Annotated in this window: 19 protein-coding genes; 8 read left to right on the top strand and 11 right to left on the bottom strand. The window is 58.7% G+C overall.

Annotated elements, in window-relative coordinates:
- The first annotated feature begins 12 nt into the window (after positions 1-12).
- Together LPW13_RS16055 and LPW13_RS16050 are read left to right on the top strand one after the other, a co-directional pair.
- On the top strand, positions 13-1,782 hold the full coding sequence (locus tag LPW13_RS16055; RefSeq protein ID WP_230436971.1) for a DUF4153 domain-containing protein: 1,770 nt from the start codon (positions 13-15) through the stop codon (positions 1,780-1,782).
- A 137-nt stretch (positions 1,783-1,919) separates the two neighbouring features.
- Positions 1,920-3,164 (top strand): multidrug effflux MFS transporter, encoded by a 1,245-nt coding sequence (locus LPW13_RS16050; RefSeq protein ID WP_230436970.1) that lies wholly within the window; start codon positions 1,920-1,922, stop codon positions 3,162-3,164.
- A gap of 39 nt (positions 3,165-3,203) precedes the next feature.
- Here LPW13_RS16050 and gstA read toward each other — a convergent pair whose 3' ends face one another.
- The 5 genes from gstA to LPW13_RS16025 all read right to left on the bottom strand — a co-directional run bounded on the left by gstA (position 3,204) and on the right by LPW13_RS16025 (position 7,608).
- Positions 3,204-3,803, bottom strand: a complete 600-nt coding sequence (gene gstA, locus LPW13_RS16045; RefSeq protein ID WP_230436968.1) for a glutathione transferase GstA — start codon at positions 3,801-3,803, stop codon at positions 3,204-3,206.
- A 229-nt stretch (positions 3,804-4,032) separates the two neighbouring features.
- Entirely contained in the window at positions 4,033-5,007 is a 975-nt protein-coding gene (locus tag LPW13_RS16040) for a glutathione S-transferase family protein (RefSeq protein WP_230436966.1), read from the bottom strand.
- 22 nt (positions 5,008-5,029) lie between these two features.
- The gene (locus LPW13_RS16035; protein WP_288131990.1) at positions 5,030-5,437 is read right to left on the bottom strand and encodes a DoxX family protein; all 408 of its coding nucleotides are present in this window, start codon (positions 5,435-5,437) and stop codon (positions 5,030-5,032) included.
- A gap of 251 nt (positions 5,438-5,688) precedes the next feature.
- Entirely contained in the window at positions 5,689-6,675 is a 987-nt protein-coding gene (locus LPW13_RS16030) for a Gfo/Idh/MocA family protein (protein WP_230436964.1), read from the bottom strand.
- A 45-nt stretch (positions 6,676-6,720) separates the two neighbouring features.
- Positions 6,721-7,608: a LysR family transcriptional regulator gene (locus LPW13_RS16025; protein ID WP_230436962.1), complete on the bottom strand. Its 888-nt coding sequence runs from the start codon at positions 7,606-7,608 to the stop codon at positions 6,721-6,723.
- 151 nt (positions 7,609-7,759) lie between these two features.
- Between LPW13_RS16025 and LPW13_RS16020 the strand changes: the two genes are divergently transcribed.
- From LPW13_RS16020 to LPW13_RS16010, 3 genes are all read left to right on the top strand, one after another.
- Positions 7,760-8,653, top strand: a complete 894-nt coding sequence (locus LPW13_RS16020; RefSeq protein ID WP_230436960.1) for a pirin family protein — start codon at positions 7,760-7,762, stop codon at positions 8,651-8,653.
- A gap of 98 nt (positions 8,654-8,751) precedes the next feature.
- On the top strand, positions 8,752-10,050 hold the full coding sequence (locus tag LPW13_RS16015) for a cation:proton antiporter (protein ID WP_230436958.1): 1,299 nt from the start codon (positions 8,752-8,754) through the stop codon (positions 10,048-10,050).
- A gap of 71 nt (positions 10,051-10,121) precedes the next feature.
- Complete coding sequence (locus LPW13_RS16010; RefSeq protein ID WP_230436956.1) at positions 10,122-11,969, top strand: monovalent cation:proton antiporter-2 (CPA2) family protein; 1,848 nt, start codon at positions 10,122-10,124, stop codon at positions 11,967-11,969.
- Positions 11,970-11,986: 17 nt separating this feature from the next.
- On the opposite strand, the gene LPW13_RS16005 is transcribed toward LPW13_RS16010, so the two are convergent.
- From LPW13_RS16005 to LPW13_RS15985, 5 genes are all read right to left on the bottom strand, one after another.
- Positions 11,987-13,291, bottom strand: coding sequence for a cytochrome c (locus LPW13_RS16005; protein WP_230436954.1), 1,305 nt, complete (start codon positions 13,289-13,291; stop codon positions 11,987-11,989).
- Positions 13,292-14,899 (bottom strand): GMC family oxidoreductase, encoded by a 1,608-nt coding sequence (locus LPW13_RS16000; protein ID WP_230436953.1) that lies wholly within the window; start codon positions 14,897-14,899, stop codon positions 13,292-13,294.
- Between the two features lie 3 nt (positions 14,900-14,902).
- Entirely contained in the window at positions 14,903-15,379 is a 477-nt protein-coding gene (locus LPW13_RS15995) for a sorbitol dehydrogenase family protein (RefSeq protein ID WP_230436951.1), read from the bottom strand.
- A gap of 50 nt (positions 15,380-15,429) precedes the next feature.
- On the bottom strand, positions 15,430-15,930 hold the full coding sequence (locus tag LPW13_RS15990; RefSeq protein WP_277610963.1) for a lipocalin family protein: 501 nt from the start codon (positions 15,928-15,930) through the stop codon (positions 15,430-15,432).
- 222 nt (positions 15,931-16,152) lie between these two features.
- On the bottom strand, positions 16,153-18,471 hold the full coding sequence (locus LPW13_RS15985) for a TonB-dependent receptor (RefSeq protein WP_230436947.1): 2,319 nt from the start codon (positions 18,469-18,471) through the stop codon (positions 16,153-16,155).
- Between the two features lie 231 nt (positions 18,472-18,702).
- On the opposite strand from LPW13_RS15985, the gene LPW13_RS15980 reads away from it, so the two are divergent.
- The 3 genes from LPW13_RS15980 to LPW13_RS15970 are packed head-to-tail and all read left to right on the top strand — an operon-like array spanning position 18,703 to position 20,915.
- Entirely contained in the window at positions 18,703-19,029 is a 327-nt protein-coding gene (locus LPW13_RS15980) for a hypothetical protein (RefSeq protein ID WP_230436945.1), read from the top strand.
- Positions 19,030-19,284, top strand: a complete 255-nt coding sequence (locus tag LPW13_RS15975) for a hypothetical protein (protein ID WP_230436943.1) — start codon at positions 19,030-19,032, stop codon at positions 19,282-19,284.
- Positions 19,285-19,334: 50 nt separating this feature from the next.
- Positions 19,335-20,915, top strand: coding sequence for a PepSY-associated TM helix domain-containing protein (locus tag LPW13_RS15970; RefSeq protein WP_230436942.1), 1,581 nt, complete (start codon positions 19,335-19,337; stop codon positions 20,913-20,915).
- Positions 20,916-20,978: 63 nt separating this feature from the next.
- Here the strand turns inward: LPW13_RS15970 and LPW13_RS15965 are convergent, their stop codons facing one another.
- A complete protein-coding gene (locus tag LPW13_RS15965; protein ID WP_230436940.1) occupies positions 20,979-23,570 on the bottom strand; it encodes a hypothetical protein in 2,592 nt (863 codons plus the stop codon).
- Between the last annotated feature and the right edge of the window lie 9 nt (positions 23,571-23,579).

Genomic DNA, 23,579 nt, shown 5'->3' with positions numbered 1-23,579 from the left:
GAACCAGGGTGTATGCAGGGAAGCGACACAGATTCAGTCTCAACCGCAGAGCCTTCGCCGTTGTCCAGCGGTAATCGAAAGGCCATCCTTGCTACCGCCCTGATCCAGGGGCTCGCGCTCTATCTACTGAAAGCTCTGCCGGCGGCAGAGAGCTGGTCGCCGGTGTGGCTGTACTTAAGCTACACCCTGGTAATCGCGATTCCACCGCTGGTGATCCTCACCATCGCCCCCCGACTGGCCCGCCATGCCTGGTGGGTTGTCACCGCATTTGCCGCGCTGCTGGCGCTGGTGGCCGGCTACCGCGGCTATCAATGTACCCCGAGTGATACCTTTAACTGTGGCTGGCCCCATGAACTGGCCGTTACCGCCGGCATCGCCACGTTTATCGTCGCTTTCCTGCTACGCGCCAGCGCCGTCGGCCGGGAACGTCTGACCCGCCCGGATTACCCGTCGCTGTTTCACTATTCCTGGGACAATGCGCTCACCGCCGGGCTGACGCTGGTATTCACCGCCATCTTCTGGATGATCCTGTATCTGTGGCAGGCTCTGTTCAAGCTGGTGGGCATCGATTTTTTTCACCAGCTTTTTGGCGAGGACTGGTTTTTCTATCCGGTGACCTGGCTGGTGGCGGGCAGCGGCGCGATCCTGTTCCGCTCGCAGCAGAGTTTTGTACTGACATTGAAACGGTTGCTGCGCACCATGCTGGTGGCACTGCTGCCGCTGCTGGCGGTACTCACCATCGTGTTTCTCGCCACCCTGCCATTTACCGGCCTGCAGCCCATCTGGGATACCGGGCGCGGCAGTGTACTGCTGCTGTGGCTGGTGGCGCTGCTGTTCTTCTTCACCAATGGGGTAATCCAGGATGAGTTTCCGTTCCAGCGCTACCCGCTGTGGATCAACCGGGTTCTGCTGCTGGCCCTGATTGTCACGCCGTTTTATGCCGCCTTCGCGCTGTACGGACTGTTCCTGCGTGTGCAGCAATACGGTTGGACCCCCGAGCGGCTGTGGGGAATGGTGGTGGCACTGACCCTGGCGCTGCTGGCATTGACCTACAGTATTTCGATTCTGCGCCGCGGCGGGCAGTGGGCGGAATGGCTGCGACGTATCAACACCGGGCTGGCCTTCTGGATACTGGCGATCTGCCTGATCACCCAGTCCCCGCTGTTGAACTTCTGGAAAATCAGCGCCGACAATCAAGCGTCACGGCTACTCGAAGGCAAGATCGAACTGGCGGAGTTCGACTTCTACTTTCTGCGCCACAAGCTCGGCCGCCCCGGTCTCGACACCCTGCGCTCACTGGAGCAGGAAACGATCATCCGGCAGAACCCGGAAATCGCACGCTATATACAATCCCTGATGGACCCCGGACTGAACGCCTTTGATCACCGGCAGAACCCCCTGCGCGAAGACAGCGAAGCAAAGCAACTGCGCAATATCGAGGTACTGCCCGCAGGCGCGTCCCTGCCTGAGAACTTTAACGTCCGACACATTGGCCGCACATGCCTGCGCGATAACGATTGCGTATGGCTGCGCAGGGATCTGGACGGTGACGGCGAAGACGAAGTGCTGCTGTTTTCCCTGTACCGCAACCGGCAACTGACCACTACCGTGTTTTATCGGGAAGGCGGTCGCTGGCAGCGCCTCTCAAGTTCCGGGCGCAGCTTCGATCAAACGTTCGAGGTGCTGAAGCGCAAGCTGTCAGATGAGAGTCTCGAACTGCGCCCGCCCCGTTGGCAATCGCTCTATATCGGCGATGAATTGCTGTTTGATCCTACACAGTAGTCTGCTGCGCGAACAAATCCCCCGTTGTTATGGAATCGCCCCTTCGCGCCCGTTAACATGCCGCGGCACCCAAAGCCTGCACAAAGTCTATCCTTGTTCAGGCCGGGTCCGCACCTCCCCGCTGTATCCGAGTTTTTATGTCGCCAAATCTGCTCAATGCCGAAGGCAAGCCACCGCGCTGGCTCGCACCCTGTCTCGCTGCACTGGTAGCGCTGACGCCGTTTGCCATCGATACCTACCTGCCTGCCATCCCGGCGATGGCGATCGCCCTGGGTGTGGAGGTGGCGCAGGTTCAGCACTCCGTGTCCAGTTACCTGCTGGGGTTTGCCGTGGGGCAGTTGTGTGGCGGGCCGCTGTCGGACCGCTGGGGCCGGATACTGGTGGGGACCATCGGCCTCGGGATTTTCATTGTCAGTACCGCGCTGATCATCTTTGCCAACAACGTGGAGCTGCTGGTGGCGCTACGCTTCTGTCAGGCGGTGGGGGGCGGCTTTGCTACGGTGATCTGCGGTGCCATCGTGCGCGACCTCTATCACGGTCGCGAGGCGGCGCGGATCATGTCGATGATCGCCACCATGATGCTGGTGGCGCCCATGGCGGCGCCGATGATCGGCTCCTCCCTGCTGACCCTGGGCGACTGGCACGCGATTTTCATTTTCCTGCTGATATACGCCCTGTTGATGATGATTCTGGTGCGCGTCATCTTGCCGGAAACTGTATCCGGGTTCCGCCGCGCGCGCCGTCAGAAAAGTGCACGGCGCACCATGTTCAGCGGTTACGGTCAGATCTTCCGCTGCCCACGGGCACTGGGTTTCCTGTTCGGGCAGGCATTGGTGAGCGGCTGTATGTTTATCTACATCACCACCGCGCCGTTTGTGTTTATGGAGCATTTCGGCGTGTCGTCGGCGAATTTCCCGCTGATGTTTGGTAGCTGCGTGCTGGGACTACTGTTGATGGTGCAGCTGAATATCCGCCTGCTGAAAGTCTTCGAGCCGCGGCAGATTCTGCTGGTGGGAATGACGCTGCAGATGTGTGCCTGCGTACTACTGCTGGTCAGCACCCTGTACTTCGGCCAGGATCAGTCGCTGCTGGCGTGGATGGTGCCGCTGGTACTGGCGATGGGCAGTATCGGTATCATCACCCCCAACAGTGCCGCCTGCTATCTCGAGTTTTTCCCGCGGATCAGCGGTACCGCCAACGCGCTGTACGGCGCGTCGCTGTTTATTGCCGGTGGGGTATTGGGAGGACTGGTGAACAGCTTCCACACCGGCACCCTGATTCCCGTGGCGGCGGGGATGCTGGCATGCTCCGTCGCCGCACTCTGTATGGCCCTGTTTGTGGCGCGCGCGCGAAGCCCAATCGAAATCGAAGAGCGGCGATAGCAGGGCCAACCCTGGGTTTCTCTTCAGATCAGCCCCGGATCAGATCAACCCCTCATCTTTCATCGCCTTTTTCACAGCGGGCCGCGCGGCCATGCGTTCGGCAAACGCCTTGAGCTTTGGCCAACCACCGGTATCCACACCAACCCTGTCGCACCAGTTGTACACAGTGAACAGATAGGCGTCGGCAACGCTGAAATCGTCCCCCAGCAGATAATCCCCGCTGAGGTGATCTTCAATAAACTGGAAGCGCTGGTTGAGAATCTTTTTAGCGCGCTCTTTTTCTTCCTCGGCGCCGTTCCAGAAAAGGGGCACAAACGACTTATGCACCTCGGCAGTTATGTAATTCAGCCACTCCAGCAGGCGGTAGTGGGGCAGGGTACCGTACTCCGGCGCCAGGCTTTTCTCCGGCTTCTGCTCCGCCAGGAACTGGATGATCGCCGGGCCCTCGGTGAGGATCTCACCGCCTTCCAGCTGCAGTGCCGGCACCGATCCCTTGGGATTGACCTCGGTGTAGTCGCCGCCGGATTCGGTCTGTTTGGTTTTCAGATCGACCTTGCATAGCGCGATATCGATACCGGCTTCGCAGGCCACAATATGCGGTGACAGCGAGCAGGCGCCGGGGGTATAAAAAAGCTTCATGGTTTACAACTCCTGTGTGCTTGATTTTTGCCCAGCGCCCGAGCAACGCTATTACCTTCGACCAGTTTATTGAGTAGCTGACCGAAGACCGGCGCCTCCAGACAACTGCGCCAGTACCACAACGATGCCCTGATTGCGCTGACAGGAGATCTCTACCAGCAGGAGTTCGCGGCCTTTGACTACGGCACCGAGCTGCCCGCCTGATTGAGATTCCGATTCACGTCCCGGCTCAGTTGCCGCGCCCGTGTGGTGCGGCGTAATCCAGCTCCGGCCCCACCGGCACGATGCCGGTGGGATTGATGTTTTTGTGACTGGCGTAGTAATGGGTTTTGATATGGTGGAAGTCCACCGTCTCCGCCACCCCCGGCCACTGATACAGCTCGCGCACATAGCCCCACAGATTCGGGTAATCCGCCAGCCGCTGTTTGTTGCATTTGAAGTGGCCGTGATACACCGCGTCAAAGCGGATCAGGGTAGTGAACAGGCGCCAGTCCGCCTCGGTAATCCGCTCGCCGGTGACATAACGGTTGTCTGACAACCGCACCTCCAGCTGTGCCAGAACCTCGAACAGACGGTGGTAGGCGGACTCGTAAGCATCCTTACTGGTGGCAAAACCCGCACGGTAAACGCCGTTGTTGACGTTCTCATACACCAGTGCATTGGTGGCGTCGATATCTCCGCGCAGATCCTGTGGATAAAAATCCTGATCGTCACCGGTGAGCCCATCAAAGGCAGTATTGAGCATGCGGATGATTTCCGCGGACTCGTTGCTGACGATACATTCGCGCTGTTTGTCCCACAGTACCGGTACCGTCACCCGGCCGCTGTAGTCCTTGCGGTTGCGGGTGTAGATCTGGTGCAGGAAATCACTGCCGTAAAGATCGTCACCACTACTACCTTCGTCTTGGTTGAAGCTCCAGCCATTTTCCAGCATATAAGGGCTTACTACCGATACAGAAATGAAGTCTTCGAGTCTCTTCAGCTTGCGAAAGATCAGGGTACGGTGGGCCCAGGGGCAGGCGAGGGACACATACAGGTGATAGCGCCCCGCCTCGGCGGCAAATCCGCCCTCACCAGTGGGGCCGGCACTGCCGTCGGCGGTAATCCAGTTGCGCAGCTGTGCCGTCTCGCGTTCGAACTCACCGCCGCTTTTGTCGGTGTCGTACCAACGATCCTGCCACTTTCCTTTTACTAACAGGCCCATACTATTTCCTCAAAATCGCTCATCAGTTTTTGTGTTTCAGGCGGTGGCGGGCGTGATCAAAGCTGAAGCGTCCAGCGCCCGCACAGGCCAGGATCAGAAAGCCACCGGCAATGGTGATGTTCTTCATAAACATGATCTGTTGCGTCTGATCATCGGGCACATTGTGAAACAGCCACGCGCTCGCGAGACAGAAGAGGGCAAACGCCAGCGCAACCCAGCGGGTGAAAAACCCGAACAGAATCGCCAGGCCACCCCCCAGTTCCAGCAGGATCACCAGCGGTAGCAGGAAACCCGGCACGCCCATCGCGGCCATGTATTCCTGGGTACCGGCATAACCGCCTATCTTGTTGTACCCAGACACAATAAACATCACCGAAATCAGAATACGTCCGATCAATTTGGTGAAATCACACATCACACCGTTGTTCATGATTGCGTCCTCTGTAGAGATCAGAGCTGCAAGTGTATGTTGGGGATCGGCTAATTAGTTTAATTCGATTTCTCAAAACTAAAATCGCAGTTATTCGGTAAAACCCACCGAAATTTCCGTTGGTTTTTTGGGAGGCTAACCGTGGTAACCGGAGGATGCGCTGCGCTTATCCCTCCTGCGGAAAAGGGCGGAGAAAGGCGGGGCGAAGGTGGCGATGCCGGGTGCGACACCGCCACGGGAACTGTAGGGGACTACAGAGATCCCGCGAGAATCCGATCCATGACCCATGAGACCCTGCAGGCGTCGGTGCCCAGGGACGGATGCCGGCGGCCACCTTTGAGGTGCTGGATCATATTCTCGATATGGAAGTACTGGATATTTTCCGGGTGGTCGATTTCCACCATTTCTGAGCCGGCCGTCGCATCCAGTATCAGCGGCTGCTGATCAAACACCGAAAAACGGATGGCGCCCTCGCTGCCGTGAATGACCACCTCGTCGACACTTTCCCGGGCACCGAAATTCCAGAAGCCCGATCCCATGGCGCCGGAGCCGAATGCCCAGCAGGCAGATACCGCATCCTCGGCGTCGTACAGGTTCTGCTGATTGCGCGCGATACCGCGGGCCTCGGTAATATCTCCCAGCAGGTACATGAACAGATCGAGACCGTGGCAGGCCAGATCCACAAAGTGTCCGCCGCCGGCGACTTGTGGGTCCGTTCGCCAGTCGTATGCCGATGACAGGTCTGCCCGGGAAGGCGGGCGGGAGAAATGCCAGTTTATGTGTCGAACGGTCCCGATTTTGCCCGCATCCAGCCACGCTTTTACCTTGTTGAACCTGGGGAGCGAACGGCGATAGTAGGCCACAAACAGTTGTGCATCCGTCTTTTCGAAGGCTGCGATGATGTCCTGGCACTCGGCAAAATTGAGCGCCATGGGCTTTTCCAGACAACAGTGTTTGTTCGCCGCCGCCACTTTCAGCGCATACTCCCTGTGGCTGCCGGGCGGGGTCGCCACATAGATCGCATCCACATCCGGATCGTGGATCAGCGCCTCGGCGCTTTCGTAGGTTTTCGGCACCGAGTGGCGGGTGGCGTAATCCAGCAGCTTTTCGCGATTGCGCCGCATCACGGCAATCAGGGATGAGCCGTCCACCTTGTTGAACGCAGGGCCACTTTTGACTTCGGTGACGTTGCCGCAGCCGATAATGCCCCAATTGATCTGGTCGGGTTTCCGGGTCATGGGTATTCCTTCAATTTCTGAATCTGACCGCTAACGGGCTTGTGCTCATTCCATCGGCGGAAGGCCTTCCCGCAGTGCCCGCAACAAAAGGCAGGCCGCGGGTCCGGCGCGATCCCGATCCGCGTAGATAAGATATACCGACACCTCCCGCTCCCAGTGCTCCTCGGTGCGCAGGGGCAACAGGCGATCGGAAGACAGTGAGTCGCGAATTCGCGTCTCCGGCAGCCAGGCAAACCCGAGGCCGCGCTCGATCAGCTCGATGGAGGTGTGCACATTGGTCACCGTAATCCGCTGGTCAGATCCGAGCCAGCCGGCATCCTGACGATTCTTGAGCGCCGAATCCCGCATGACGATCTGTCGGCTCGCCTTCAGATCCTCGCGGTTTACCGGGCGCCCGAGATGGTGCAGCGGGTGATCCGGATGTGCCACCGGCACGAACTTCACCCGCGACACCGGCTCGCCCACAAACCCCTGGGGCACCCGCGCCGACAGGATGAAGTCCACGTCCTGTTGCAGTAACAATTCCTCGGCACCGGAGAGCACGGTTTCGCGGATCTCCAGGCGGGTGTGGGGATACTCGGCGGCGAAACGCTCCACCGCATTGAACAGCGCCTCGTAATCGAACAGTACATCCACCGCCAGTCGCAGCCGCGCCTCGGTGCCGGCGGCGAGACTTTCCGCCACCGATTCCAGCGCTTCCGCCTCATCCAGCAGTCCGCCAGCGCGATTGAGCAGTACGCGCCCGGCGTCGGTCAGCTCCGCCTTACGCCCACGCACTTCCAACAGCGCAATGCCGAGGCTTTCCTGTAATTTGTGCACCGCGTGATTGATGGAAGACTGGCTCTTGTGCACCGCTTCCGCAGCCTGGGAAAAACCACCGTGCTCCACCACGGCCTGAAACATGCGCCACTGCTCCAGGGTTACCTTTGCCATAGACTGTCCTTGGTCTTTCTGTTGTTTCGTTGTGGAAGTTGGAGCGATCAGATTCGGGAATCTGTCGAGCTGTTCGAATATTAGTTGCGATTATTTGCCATTTTCTGGCGATTTTATCGGCCTATACTGCCGTAAACGGAGGAGCATAACCATGCAAAAATTCACATCCAATCGCAGTTCCGACGTCGGCGTACGTTCAGTCAAGCGCGTGGTGGCAGGTCACCCATCGGCGGATGGCGCCGGTGTGAAGATCCATCGGGTCGCGGGCTTTCAGTCCCCGGACTTCAGCCCGTTCCTGATGATCGATGAGATCCGCTCGGAAAATCCGGACGACTATATTGCCGGCTTCCCGCCCCATCCACACCGGGGTATCGAGACCCTGACGCTGATGTTATCAGGCGAGTTTGAACACAAGGACCACCTGGGCAATCGCGGGGCAATCCGCCAGGGCGGAGCCCAGTGGATGCGCGCCGGGCGCGGCATCATTCACTCGGAAATGCCTTCACAGGGAGAGGGCGGCATGCACGGCTTCCAGCTGTGGATCAATATGGCCGCCAAGGACAAGATGAACAAACCCCAGTGGCGGGATATCCAGCCGGAAGAAGTGCGCGAGCTGGCGCTGGATGACGCCGGGTCCCGCGCGCGCCTGATCGCGGGCGAATGGCAGATCGGCGGCGAGCCCGTCAGTGCGCCGCTGCTGGATGCCGCGTCTCGGGCCAGTGTCGCGGATATCCGTATCGCACCGGGTGCGAAAGTGGATCTGGCGTTGCCGGTGGAACATACCGTGCTGGCCTATATCTACGCCGGTGCGCTGGATACCGAGTACGGTGCGATAAAAGGTGGCAATGTGGTGTTGTATGAAAAAGGTGAGTCGCTACAATTGCGCGCATCCGACACTGCACCAGAGCAGGGCGCTGGGCTGCTGTTACTGCACGGCCTGCCCCTGAACGAGCCCGTGGTGCATTACGGTCCCTTCGTCATGAATACCCGCGATCAGATCGAACAGGCGGTGCGCGACTACAATAACGGCACGCTCACGGATTAAATCCGTGGCCTTGTCCACCCGTAGTCGCCGTCAGGGGCAGGCTGTGCCTGCCCCACCTGTATCCACAGGCTGATCCCAAACTGAGGTCCCGCCGAGGCATGGAAGTCTATTACACCTTTTGTTTACTGGCCGCCATCTCGGTTTTCCTCGGTTTTCTCAATCAGTACGTCCTGCGCACCCAGACCACCATAGCCATTACTGCCGGCGCCCTGGCGCTCTCCCTGATTGTCACCGGGTTGGGCAAGCTCGAAGTGGTGGAGTTGCGCGACTGGGTGGCACAACTGATGCCATTGATGAACCTGGAAGACCTTTTGCTGAAAGGCATGCTCGGCTTCCTGCTGTTTGCCGGCAGCCTGCATATCGACCTTTTGATGCTGCGCAACCAGAAACTGGAAATCACGCTGCTGGCAATTTTCGGCACCCTGATCTCCACCTTTGTAGTGGGCTATCTGCTGTACGGGTTGTGCATCCTCATTAGCATGCCGGTGGACCTGGTGTACTGCCTGCTATTCGGCGCTTTGATTTCTCCCACCGACCCCATCGCCGTACTCGCCATCATCAAGAGCATGAAGGCGCCGGAACAGATTGCCATCCAGGTAGAGGGCGAGTCACTGTTCAACGATGGCTTCGGCCTGGTGGTATTTGCAGTGATTTACGCGCTGGCATTTGAGGGCACCGACCCCACGCTGCCGGCGATCTCACACCTGTTCATTCAGGAAGCGCTGGGAGGCATTGTCCTCGGGCTGGCCATTGGTGGTCTGTTCCACTGGTTGATCTGTTCCACCAATGATCACAGCCTCGAGCTTTTGCTGACCCTAGTGATCCCCACCGCGGGCTTTGCCGCGGCCAACCTGTTGGAGGTTTCCGGTGCGCTGGCGATGGTGGTGGCCGGTATCATCATTGGCAATTTTACCCGCGAGAAGGGCTTTTCCCGGGTGAGCCAGCACGAGCTGGACAACTTCTGGGCCATCACCGAGGAGTTTCTGAACGGCCTGCTGTTCCTGCTGGTAGGGCTGTTCCTGATCACCATCGATTTCAAGCCCATCGACTATCTGTTGCTGGTGGCAGCAATCGTCATCGTGCTGCTGGGCCGGATCGCAGCGGTAGGCATTCCGTTTATGCTTCTGAAGCGCCGTCGCCGGTACCACCCGTATACCGAGCGGATTCTGATCTGGGGCGGCCTGCGCGGTGGCCTGGCACTGGCGCTGGCGATGTCGATCCCCGCCGGTTACATGGTGAATGAGGATCACTATTTGCGACATCTGTGGGTGGTAATGACCTATGGCGTGGTAGTCTTCTCCATCGTGGTGCAGGGCTCCACCATCGCACCGCTGATCCGCCGCAGCCGCGCTGCCACCGCGCCGGAAGATATACCTGAAGAAGCCGCACCAGACTGACCAGACGCAGTGTGATTGCGGGCATCGGGGCGGCCCGGCATTTCCGATAACAACACTACAAACAACTTTCCATGCCCCACGACAATTATCTGATTCAAGCCGTTATTTTTCTCGCCGCCGCGGTGGTATCCGTGCCCCTGGCCAAACGCCTCGGCTTTGGTTCGGTGCTCGGCTATCTGGTGGCAGGGGTATTGATCGGGCCGCACGTGTTTGGCCTGGTCGGGGATACCAGCGACGAGCTGCACTTTGCAGAATTCGGTGTGGCGCTGATGCTGTTCCTGATCGGGCTCGAATTGCAGCCGCGCAAGTTGTGGTCACTGCGCGGCTCCATTTTCGGCACCGGCGGTGCCCAGGTAGCACTCACCACCGCGGCCATCTGTGGCCTGGCAATGGTGCTGTTCGGTTTCGACTGGCGCAGCGCTACCGCAGTGGGGTTGATCCTGTCGCTGTCTTCCACCGCCATCGTGCTGCAGTCACTGTCCGAGAAGAAGCTGCTGAAAACCGAGGGCGGACGCAACGCGTTCAGTGTGTTGCTATTTCAGGATATCGCGGTGATCCCGATCCTCGCCTTGCTGCCGCTGTTGGCCACAGTAGACACGGGTCCCGGCGATCCGGATAAGCTTCAGGGCTGGGCCTATGCCGCGGCGGTGCTGATATCCATCACCGCGCTGGTGCTGGCCGGACGCTATCTGCTGACGCCGCTATTACGGCTGGTGGTGGGCGCCCGCACCCGCGAGCTGTTTACCGCCTGTTCACTGCTGATTGTACTGAGCGCCGCGGCAGTCATGACGTGGCTGGAACTGTCGCCAGCGCTGGGCACTTTTATCGCCGGTGTGGTGCTGGCGGACAGTGAATTCCGCCACGAGCTGGAAGCGGATATCGAGCCGTTCAAGGGACTGTTGCTCGGGCTGTTTTTCCTCGCCGTAGGCGCCAACCTCAACCTAGATCTGGTGATGCAGAACCCGCTGTTATTGCTGGGGCTGCTGTTACTGTTGGTCGCGGTAAAGTTTGCGGTGCTGTTCACACTGGCGCGCGTGCAGAGCGTGGCCAGGGGGGAAGACTGGCTGTTTGCCGTTTCTCTGGCCCAGGCTGGCGAGTTCGGCTTTGTATTGCTCGCGTACGCCAGCCAGAATCAGGTTTTACCGGGTGACGTAAGCAGCCTGCTGATCGCCCTGATTGCCCTGTCAATGGCATCCACCCCACTGCTGTTGCTGGCCTACGAGCAGCTGATTCAGCCACGCTTCTTTACCGGCCCGCAAAAGCCGGACATGAGCGACAAGGCCCCTCAGGATGACGGTTCGCCGGTGATCATCATCGGTTACGGCCGCTACGGCCAGATCGCCGGTCGCCTGCTCAATGCCAGTGGCTTTGACACCACCCTGCTGGAACACAATGCCGAACAACTGGAGCTGGTGCGCCGCTACGGTATCAAGGCGTATTACGGCGATGCCTCGCGGGAAGACCTGCTGCACGCTGCCGGCGCGAAAAACGCACAGGTTGTGATCCTGACCCTCAGTGATCAGGCCGCCTCGCTGGAAATCGTCAGCCGCATCCGCAAGCACTTTCCCCATATCACCATCCTCGCCCGCGCGCGCAACCGTATGCACCAATACGCGCTGATGGAAGCCGGGGTAAAACATATCTACCGGGAAACCGTGGACAGCGCGCTGGAAATCGGCGCCGGCGCCCTGCAACTGCTGGGACTTTCCTACCACCAGGCACAGCGCTTCGCGCGCAAATTCAAACAGCACGACCAGCGCATGCTGGAATCTCTGTTCCCCTACTGGCGCGACGAGTCCCAACACGTGGCGCAGACCAAGGTCTATCGTGAGCAATTGCTGCAGACACTGCAGGAAGACCGGAGGGATCCGGATATGCATCTGGATCATCACTGGGGAGATAAGGAAGGAAAAGTGTAAAAAGGGGGTGGGTAGCGCTATTGAGCCGGATCTGCCCCGAACTGTTCGCGGATATATTTGACCAGGGCTTTCATTTCCACGGTACTGATCTGACCGCCAAACCCCGGCATCATTTTCTCATGGCCATCCACGGTGCGGCGGATACCGTCATAAATGGCGCGACGTAGATTGTTGTCGTTCAATGCACCGATGGTGGAGTTGTGGACCAGCGACGGATAGTAGCCATCACGACTTCCCATACCGTCCACGCCGTGGCAGCTGGCGCAGAGCCCGAGATACAGGCGAGCGCCATCGGCCTTATCTTCGCCACCAGCTCCTATGTCTTCATGGAATTGATTGCCACGCAGGGTAATGACCCCGTCCGCGGGCACGCCCAGACCATGACGCGGGGTTTTGGCTTTTCCGCCAACCGGTGGAACGCTGCGAATGTAGGTGACCATGGCATCAATATCCGCATCGGTCATTTTCGACAGGCTGTTTTCAATCACCTCCGCCATTGGGCCGCCGGCCTGGGCGAGGCCGTTTACATGGCCGGTTTTGAGATATCGACGCAACTCATCCGCAGTCCACTGGCCGATACCACTCACCGGATCCGGGGTGATGTTGTAGGCCTCCCAGCCGTCCAGTATCGGACCGCCGGCGAGGTATCCACCATCGGTTTCATCGTAGGCTTTTTCCTGGAAGGCAACGCCGCGGGGGGTGTGGCACTCACCGCAGTGGGCAAGGCCCTGTACCAGATAGGCACCGCGATTCCAGGCGGCACTCTGTTCCGGGTCTGGCTCAAAAGGTTTCTGGTGCAAGAAAAGACCATTCCATATCATCAACGGCCAGCGCGGTTTCAGAAACCAGCGGATTTCATTTTCCGGTGGTGCCTGATGCACCGGTTTCACACCAAACAGAAAATACGCATACAGCGCGCGAACATCGTCATCGGTGATTCTGGCATAGGATGCATATGGCATTGCAGGGTAGAGGTGCTCTCCATCGCGCCCGATGCCCTCGCGCAGGGCACGATCGAATTCCTCCAGGCTCCAGCCACCGATGCCCTGATGTAAATCCGGGGTGATATTGCTGGTATAGAGGGTGCCGAGCAGGGGGATTTCCATCGCGCGGCCACCGGCAAAGGGTGTTCCGCCCGGCTGGGTATGACACGCCTGACAGTCGCCGGCGATGGCAAGATAGCGCCCCCTGTCGATCAAACCCGGTTTGTTCAGCTCTTTGTTGACTGCCTCAGCGCCAGCATGCTCCCAGACCTCCTGAGCCGCGGCGACACCGCAGACAACCAGAACAGCGACCAGTAACCCGCGTTTTACAGGACCCATTCAACCCTCCCGGATCAATTGATCCGCCAGCCGCAACGCGAGCGCGGCAATGGTCAGGGTGACATTGACGGTGCCCACCGTAGGCATCACCGAGCTTCCGGCAATAAACAGGTTGGCGTGGTCAAAGCTTCGGCAGTCTTTGTCCACCACCGAATCCTCTGCCCGCGCGCCCATAATCGTGGAGCCGGTGATGTGATTATTGGGGGCAAAGTTGTCCGCGAAGGTGACCTCGGTGCCGCCCATCAGCCTGGCAATCTCGGCGTAGGTCTGCCGGGTGTGAGCGGCACTTTTCACCACGTAATCATCGATGTGATAAGTGATTTCCGGTCGCGGGATACCTGCGGCATCCTTTTCCGTTTTACTGGGCTGGATGCGGTTTTCCGGCAGAGGCAGGATTTCGTGGAAGCTGTTGAACTCTACGTAGCGCGCGGCGCGCTCGCGAATCTGCAGGTTGAGAGCGGGAATATCGCCACTGCTTTCTTGCGCGAGCACTGCGTGGGCCGCGCGATCCACTGCAGAAATATTCGAAAGATGCAGCTTCTTACCCGCGTATTCGCTGCGGAAACCGCCATCGCGAAAGCCGATCACCGAGGTCATCTCCTGCGGACCCCGGCCCGGCCACAGATCCTCGTCGGCATAAAAGTGCACCCCGGTACCCGGGTGATCCATCAGGTTGCGGCCCACCATATCCGAGCTGTTGCCAATACCGCGGTCGTGGGCAAAGCTCGGCGAAAGCAACATCAGCTTCGGCGTTTCGATGCCATTGGCAGCGAGCACGAATGTTTGTCCGTCCACGCGATGCGCCTCGCCCTTGGGCGTGCGATATTCCACTGCCACTATGCGATCGCCCTCGGCGATGATGCGATTGACCACCGCGTTGTCGATCACCTCGGCGCCGTTGGCCTCGGCCTTTTCCACATGCACGATACCGTTGTACATGGCGCCGATGGGACAGATCGGCATACAGTTATTGTTGCCACAGCAGGTGGGACGGTCATCATAGGGGCGGCTGTTGCGCGCCACCGGCTCGGTAACCACGTTCCAGCCGGGGTTGTGGTCGTTCATACGCTGTTTGACGGTGGCCTCGTTGTACGACAGCGGCAGCGGCGCCATGGGGTAGGGGCGCTGACGGGGCGAGCCGAGATCCTCATCCGCCGGGCCCCAGACCCCCAACTCCAGTTCCGCGCGCTGATACCACGGCTCGAGGTCGTCATAGTCAATTGGCCAGTCGCGACCGACGCCGTAGAGACTTTTCAGCTTGAAATCACTGGGCAGAAATCGCCAGCAGGACGCGGCCCAGTGCCAGGTGGTGCCGCCCACCGCGCGAATATACTGGGAGTTGAACGGGTGGCTGCCCTTCGAAATCAGGTAGTCATTGCGGTGGGCACCGTATTGCGGATGTGGCGCCCACGGGGCGGAGGGGTAGCACGCCATAAAATCGGTTTTATCCGCCTGATTGCGATAGCGCTCCACGGTCTGCCAGCGGGGCAGACGCGGCCCTGCCTCCAGTACCAGCACGTCGCGGCCCGCCGCGGCCAACTCGTTGGCCACCAGTGCACCGGCCACGCCAGATCCGACAATGACCACATCCGCTTCCCTGCGCGCCATTCCCTAGACTCCCCGGTTGGCCGGTTGCGGCAGGCTCGCCCAATCCCCCGGGCGGCCGTCACAGTAGGTGCGTACGGGCAGTACATCGGACACGATGCGATACATCAGCGCGCGCTCGAAAGTCACCAGCTGGCCGTCGATCACCCCGGTATACCAGGCACGGATTATGTGCCGGGCAATCGGCAACCGCTGCTCGGCTGCGCTGGGGTTTTTGCTGATCTTGTCCAGCTGTTGCGGAAAGTCGGGGTATTTGCGGTTGAGGATCACCAGCAGGCGAGCGGCGACCCGCTTATCCAATTGGGTATGAATGGGCAGCGGTGCCAGCAGGTTTTGCGACAGCGTGAAAAACTTGCCAAGGCGCTGCCCGGCATTTTTCACCTCGGGCTGTTGTGCCTGAACAGGCAAAATCGGCCCTGCCAGTAACCCGCCACCCACCAACAGCTGACAGCGAAGAAATTGCCTGCGACGAATGAATGTCACGCCACGCACACCCTGTGAAAAACCGGATACAGGGAGTATAGAAAAACGCGCTAGGAGGATTCGGGAACTGGTGGGTTTTTCTGTTCTACAAACAGGATCTTTCCGGTATCAAAACCCAACTCGTCAGCCCGCGCCAGAAACCACTGTCGCAGTTTCGAATCCACCTGCGGGCTCCGGGCCAGCAGCCACAAATAGGAACGATCCGGCCCGGCCACCATGGCGTACTGATAATCGTCATCCAGCTCGAAAATGACGTAGGATCCGTAAAAGGGTCCGAAAAAGGACACTTTCAGGTGGCCCACATTCTGGTCCCCCACAAACAGTGCCTTGCCCTCAGCTTCGTCCCACTCGCCTGTTTCCGCAGAATAGCCGCGATTGATGACCCGCACACGGCCGTCTTCCCGCAGACTGTATTCCGCGGTCACGTGACTCAGGCCGCGTTCGAAGGAGTGATCCAGGCGCGCGATTTCGTACCACTTGCCCAGGTAGCGGTTAAGCTGAAAGTCTTCGACGGGATCAATGCCTTCCGGCACACCGGTGCAAGCAGTCATTACGAAACCGGCCAATAGAGAACAGATTTTCATGCGGGTTCGCATTTACGCCCCCAGCGGCTATACCGCGATCAAGTACATTGTGTGTCAGTAGTTAGATGAAACAATAGTCTCGACAGTCCATTGCTGCCGCCCATAGATACGCGCCGATTGGAGCTCTGGATGCACAAAAAAACCCGACAGGATTTCTCCTATCGGGCTTTTCAGACTGCGGGCATCGATCTAGAAGTTCGCTTCCACACGCAGGGTGGCCAGACGGGGCTGGCCCAGCTCCATGGAGCCGTAGCCGGTATCCGCGCTGACGATATATTCCTCGTCGAGTAGATTGCTGACGGTAAGGAAGGCGCCGAACCTGTCCCACTCGTAGCCGGCACGCAGATTCACCAGGGTGCGCTCATCATTGTGCGGGTCAAAGCGGGGATCGTCTTCGGCCAGACCGGCGGTGTAGGGGTTCGCCAGGGTCAGCGCGTCACCCTGGTGATTCACGTTCGCGTTCACAATCAGGCCGCCGTTGCGATAGGTCACTCCCAGGTTGGCAGTGGCGCCGGGCGCGCCGACAAACTCACGGCCGGACAGATCGTAGCTCTCCAACTGGAACTCCTTGAATTCGGTGTCACTGTAGCCCAGGCCGGCGTAGCCACTCCAGTGTTCGTCAGCCTGGAAAAACAGCTCCACCTCCATACCCCTGACCCGGGAACTGCCGGAGTTGACTGTCTCGCGATCGTAGCGGTTGCCAGACAGCAGCACGCTCACCTGCTGGTCCTTCCAGTCGAGATAGAAGAGGTTGGCATTGGCCGCCAGGCGCCCGTCCATCCACAGGGAGCGCAACGACAGTTCGTAATTCCAAATATATTCCGGATCGTAGCTGTAGGTCCTGGCGCGGCCGATATTGGTGCCCACGCCACCGGAACGGTAACCCTTCTGCACGGTGAAGCTAGTGGAAATATCTTCGTTCCAGTGCCAGTTGGCACCGGCCTTGGGCAACAGCGCCTCGAAGTCCTCGTCCACCAGCGGCTCGTTGCCGGAGGCCTGTTCCGCCAGTCCCAACAATCTCGCATTAATCCCGGTGACGAGCGCGGCGGTCATCGGATCGAAGGCCGGGTTGGCCGGGTCCGGCATGGCGTGGAGGTTGACGATGCCGATCGAGGAGTCGGCAGCGTTTTCCTGGCGCTCCCGGTCGTAGCGCAGGCCCGCGAACAGATCCAGCTGTTCCGTGGGAGAATAGGTGAGGTCACCAAACAGCGCCGCGGTGCTGACGGCCTGATAGGAGGTGGTGTCGTCGACAATGATTACTGGATCGAAATCTTCATAGAGTATCAGCACCGCCTCAGCCTGGGCCTGGCTCAGACCGAGACCGCCCATCTCCGGCGGCGCTACCAGCAGCGTCGGCACGCCCAGTCGCGCGAAAGTAATGTCCTGCTGACCGCCGCGGTATTCGTTGACCTCCAGGTCCGAGTAATACGCGCCAATCACGCCAGTAAGCCGCTGGTAATCGAAGTTCAACAGAAGTTCCTGGCTCAGTGTTTCGTCAGCGCGATCATTCACCAGGATATTGCCCGGCGTCGGGGTGGCGTCGCCATCCCATTCGTAGCCGTATTTCACATCACTGTAGGCGGAGTTGGAAGTCAGGTTCCAGTGGGGCCCGAGATCGTATTCCAACGTCAGTACCGCCATATCGGTATCGGTGAATTCGCGGGTAGGGTCATTGAAATCGGTCTGCGGGTTTTCGAATGGATCTTCGGCGCCGGCGTTGATCCAGTCGACACCGTAATCGCTCTCCGATTGGGTCACGGTCAGCATGGCGCGCAGGTCGGGCAGCGCATCCGGCTCCGCCAGCACCTTGATCCGCAGCGTCTCGTCCTGTTCGAAATCACTGTTCTCATCGCGTGTAACGTTGCGGATATAGCCGTCAAAATCCCGCCGCTCAGCGGCCACACGCACCGCCAGTTGATCCTCGATCAGACCGCCGCCGAAAGCCACCGCTTTTTCTTCACGGCCCTCCTCTCCCAGCCCCAGTCGGCCACGGAAATCCCACTCGTAGGAGGGATCGATGGTGTGCATGACGATGGCACCGGCCAGTGCGTTGCGGCCCTGAAGAGTGGACTGGGGTCCGCGCAGCACTTCCACCTGCTGCACATCCCAAGTGGAGAAGCCGCCCTGTTGGATGGCGCGGTAGGGCAGGGGAGCGCCATCTGTATAGACGCTGGCAAGGAAGCTGTTTCCGCCGCCGGATACGCTGAATGAGTCAATGCCGCGGATATTGAAACCGGTGGTGTCACCGCTGACATTTGGCGTGCGCTCCAATACATCGTACATGCCATTGATATTCTGCTCTTTAAACTCCTTCGCGGTCACCACCTTTACACTGGTGACCGTGTCCTGCAGCGAGCGCTCGGTTTTCTGGCCGACCACCATGACTTCTTCCAGACCGGTCCGGTTTTGATCTTCAGCCTGAGCGAAAGTGGTTGCGGAAAGTGCGATACCCGACCCCAGGGCAATGGCGCGGCACAGTGGGTGCCAGGTGAAATTCCTTGCTGACATTGTTTGCTCCATTAGCATTTAGCCAAAAATTAGAAACCCAATGAGCCCAACAACACCGGCCTATTCTTATCGGTTGTTAACACGTCTCTCGCATCGTGCGCGTGCGCTTCACGATAATTGGCGGACGTTCGAAGTTTTTTCTACAGGCTGTTGGGGAGATAAGCGGCAGGATGGTATCATTTGCGAAATCAAATGATAACCATTATCAGAATCAACAAAAGTGCGTAAATAATGGAAATACAGCTTTTGAAAGGACTTGCCGGAGCACTGATCTTCGGTGGCTGCCTGCTGACCTACTTGGCCTCCAGCCGCCAGCGACTGTTGGCAAAACCGTTTGCCCGCAAGCCGGCATGGGGACTGTTCGCCGCTGTGCAGATGCTCGCGTGGGTCATTCTTGCCGGGATTTACCCACCCTTTTCCGCGGCATTGCTGGTGCTGACCCTGGTCATGAGCGTGTGGATCGGCCTGGTGCTGGTCTCGGCGCATATGACCGGGCGACCGCTTCTGGTGGGTTCCATGGGCCTGGTTCTTTTCTCCCTGATTATGGTGACCGGATAAATGTGGCCCAAGACGCTTGCGGGGTTTTTCCTCGGACTTCTCATCTCCACCAGCCTGGCACTGAACCTGAAACTGCTTCCGCTGGATGTCGACACACGTTTACTTAGCGGGCTTTTGCTGGCGTTTGTGCTGTGGGCCGCGGTAATGACCTACTGCTACTACGCGAGCTCCGCAAAACGCGCCAGCCTGAACTGCCTCAAGCTTCTGGCGGTTTCCGTCGCGGTAAACGGCGTGGTGCTGGTGACCGGCATCTGATTATTTCCCTGTGCCAGGGCAAACGTGTAAAGACCAATAAGAGATAACCCATGAGTGAAAAAAACGCCGGTATCAAGAACCTGATCGAAGCCCACAGCTGGCTCGGCGTGATCATCTCAGTGGCGCTGTTTATCGTGTTCTGGGCGGGTTCCGTGGTGCTGTTCCATCACGAGATCCAGGCCTGGGCACAGGCACCACACTTCGCCATCGATAAAAGCGCACCGGATCTGCCAATCGAAAACATCGTGACGCAGAAGCTAACAGAGCACCGCCTGAACAATGAGGAACATCTCACCATCGTGCGTGCAGACGATCACCACCCATATCACCAGCTGTATATCGACCTGTTGCCGGAAGAGGGTTACGAGGGACCCGAGCAGGTAGCCAGGTTACTGGTGCATCCCAAGACCGGCGAGACCCTGGCGGATCTGGACGACTTTTATCTCGCGGATTTTCTGCTGCATTTGCACTACGATCTGCGCCTGCCCGGCGGTATGTACCTTGTAGGTGTAGTGACACTGATTTTTCTGGTACTGATGTTTACCGGTGTTTATATCCATGCACGCAAACTGATCGCTAATTTCTTCCTCTACCGCAGCGAGAGCAAGCGCAATAAAAAGCTCGATATGCACAATGTGATCGGGGTGATGAGCCTGCCGTTCGGACTGATGTATGCGATCACCGGTGTCATCTTCAATATCTCCCTGATATATCAAATCGCCTTTGCTGTATTCCTGTACGACGGTGATCAGAATGCGATGTTGGAAGATGCCGGTTACACCATCATCAGCGAAAAACCCGCGGGCAAACCTCTGGATATGCAGCCGGCGTTCGACTATGTGCGCACCCTGGAGCAGGAAACCGGCGCCCCAGTGACTATGCTGCGCTTTTATAACTACGGTGATGAAAATGCGGTACTGCAGACCTATGCCACCGACGAGAGCCGTTTCGCCCAGCGTATCGAGCGTTTTTACAGGGTCAGCGATGCTAGCCTGGTAAGCCGGGCCGACAGCGAACACGTCAACGCCGTACGCAGTGGCCTCGATGTCATTGCCAGCCTGCACTTCGGCAACTTCGCCGGTGTCGACCTGCGCATCCTCTACCTGCTACTGGGGCTGGCTGTAGCCGGCATGATTGTGGTGGGGAACCTGCTGTGGCTGGATAAACGCGCGTTGCAGAAAAACGTCAGTCCGCGCGCTATCAGTCTGGTGGCCAACCTGACTCTCGGTGGCTGCGCCGGCGTGGTGCTGGCAACTGCCGGTGGTTTCCTGCTGGAACGTATTCTGCCGCTCGGCCTCGCCGCCCGCGGAGACTGGATTGCCTACAGCTTTGGTGCCCTGCTGGCGCTGACGGTAGCGACGGCGTTCTTCATTCCGCACAAGCGTCACTTCCTGCGGCTTGCCCTGTGGGCCACTGCGGGGCTGTTGGTAGCCACGGTTATCGCCGACTGGGTCATGTTCGGATCACGTATGGGCGAACTGTGGCAGAACGGATTCCATCAGGTGATTGGCATGCAGACGGCGCTGCTGATCAGTGCGGGGGTTTGTGTGTGGATTGCGAAAGTGCTGGGGCGCGGCGCCAGTAGAACGGAGAAAGTGGAGGTCGCGGAGTTGACGCTGGCAAACCAATAAAAATAGCCGCAACTCAAGCCTGCCCCGCGCATCAGCGGCAAACGGGGCAGGTAGCAACCTGGATTATTGTTCCTCGTAGCGCAGTATCCGTACATGTCCATCATCAATACTGATACCGATATACACCAGATACTCCCCGGCGCTTAACAGGCTGTGACGATAACCTTCGGGAATGGGCATATATCCCAGCTCTGTACCGTCGGTAGAAAAGCGTGTGATGCGTTGATCTTCTTCCGTCAGCCGGTAGAGCTCCTGTCCCTTCCAGACGGTGTTGATCGGTGACATGTGTGGAATTTCTACCACCACATTCTGGTTTCTATCGATAATTCCCTTAGTGGTCAGGGCGATCACACCATCTGCAGACACACTCGGCCAGACACCTGTATCGATAAATGTGCTGGTACAGGGGTCGCTGGCCGGGTCGCCACTGCCGATATCGGTGAACGTGCCGGTCTCCCCATCAAAGTACATGCCCCAGGTACAGAATGGGGCCAGTGCACTGGTGCGGAAGGTGATGTCGCCGCCGAGGTCAACATATTCTTCCGGGATCTCGCTGGTGTGGCGGTCGAGCACCTCACCATCAAGGTCAACGGCCACATACTCCTCGGTGTGCGCTTCAATAGATTCCAGAACCAGTGCGGATTCCGATTGATCGCGGACCCCGAGCGAGCGCATATTTTCAAATCCCAGCGCGGTAATCTGGTCGCCCTCCAGAAAAATCGATTCCTCAAACACCCCGCCCAGGTCAAACCTGCTGACCCCCTGCGTTCCCCGCAGCGTGTCGTAGATTACGTAGCCAGTGTTTTGCGACGGCGCCATCACCAGCCGGTTGTCTGCATAGAAAAAACCTTCACTGAAATAGTCATCATTCAGTTCCAGAGGTTGCAGAAAATGGCCGGTATTGGTATCCCAGCGCTGCAGCTCTCCGTGACTGGCTTCCCAGTAATAGAGAACGCCGTCCGCTGCCAGAAAAAAGCCCCAGGATTCCGCAGTAATCCTGCTATTGAAATAGGTGACATACTCCGGTCCGCGAATCGCGTTCCAGTACTCCGGGTTGGAACTTGGCAGCAATATGCGCTGGAGGCACACCTCGCCATTGGTATCGCTTTCAATGCTGCACAGGAAGTCCAGGGGTTGCGCGTCATCCACATCAGCAACGCCGTCGTTGTCATCGTCGATATCGGCATTATTGCCGATGCCGTCGCTGTCGGTGTCTTCCCACTCTTCGGGATCCTCTGGCCAGAGGTCGAGATAGTTGTCCACCCCGTCTCCATCAATATCCCCATCGGAGACATCCGGCTTACCATCGTCATCGTGATCCCGGTAGACCGGCACTTCCACCACTTGTGGCTCGGTGCTGGCCTCCCCGTGGCCGTTTTGTGCCGTCACTTCAAAGCGATACACCACCAACGGGCTCTGGATTTCTGAAGTGAGCAGGTAGCTGCCGGCATGGCGTTGTTCTAGCTGATATTCTGCCGGCTCATCGAGTTCGGTGCGCGCATCGGAGAGCTCTTCACCCTGTACTTCCTCGACGCTGACCAGTGTCAGGGTGAAATCGAGCAGGTTGGCACCCGGATCGCGAAATAGCGGGGCCACATCAAATGCGGCACGGTTGTGCCCCTGTTGTGCCACATCATTTTGCGGGTGCAGAGTACTGCCGCGCGCGAGGGGGGTAGCAAAGTTCCCCCTACCGTAGTCCTCCCCCTCGAATTCATCGAAGCGGGCGAACAGTGTCTGGTCCCGTAGGCCATTGCCATCGCCGTCAAACCCCAGTGTCACGTTCAGGCTATCGGAATAATACCCTCCCACCAGCGCGCTGGCGCTGGCTTCCGTGGCACCGGCAAAATAGATTTCCAGTGGATCTTCCGGATCTGCCACACCACCGGTCACCACCGCACTGCCACCGGGGAAGGCCAGAGTGCCGGACAGTGCTTCCACCGCATTGTCGAAATACACCCGGTAATCGTTCCGGTACAGGTCGAAGTGCAGGTCTTGCGCACGTATATTGAAGCCGCTGCTGTCGCTGAGAGAGAGATCCATCCGTATATCGCCAGCGCGAAGGTCGACACTGGAATCGGTCACCTCGATAACACCATCCATGGTCAGGCTGTCGCCCGCCACGGCTACGCGATAGCTGTCGTACTCTTGGCGCACCAGGTACTCACCGGATTTATCCACCAGAACGCTCTGGCGCTCGGCACCGGAAAGGGTGGTGTACCCATCAATACCCGGCAGGTTCTCTACACAGTCGGAATAAAATGCCGATAGCACCGTGTCGCCGGCGGAAAAGCGCAACTCCACAGTGCCGCCGTGGCGGCAGTCAAATACGCCATTGCGGACATCGAGGGGGTTGAAACCCCAGTCGGATTTGCGCAGATACGTGTAATAGAGCTCCTGCGCCAGCCCATAGAATTCAAAGAAGGTGCCAGAGAGCAGGGGGGTGTTCTCGCGGGAAATAGTCGCCGGTACACGTTCAATGGCGACCCGCTGGCGCAGTTGCTGCGGCGTCGCAGTAAATTCAGACGCCGGTGGTGGCGGTTCAACGACCTGTTCGCTACCGACACCGGAGCTGTTGCCACCGCCCCCTCCGCAACCGGCAAGCACCGCAACCAGTGCAAACGGGAAGTAATTTCTCGAAAAGAGCGATTCGCGCATTCTGTATTC

Source organism: Microbulbifer celer (assembly GCF_020991125.1).
Classification (GTDB): Bacteria; Pseudomonadota; Gammaproteobacteria; order Pseudomonadales; family Cellvibrionaceae; genus Microbulbifer; species Microbulbifer celer.
The sequence above is the reverse complement of the archived record's forward strand: the minus strand, read 5'-3'. Positions and strand labels throughout refer to the sequence as shown.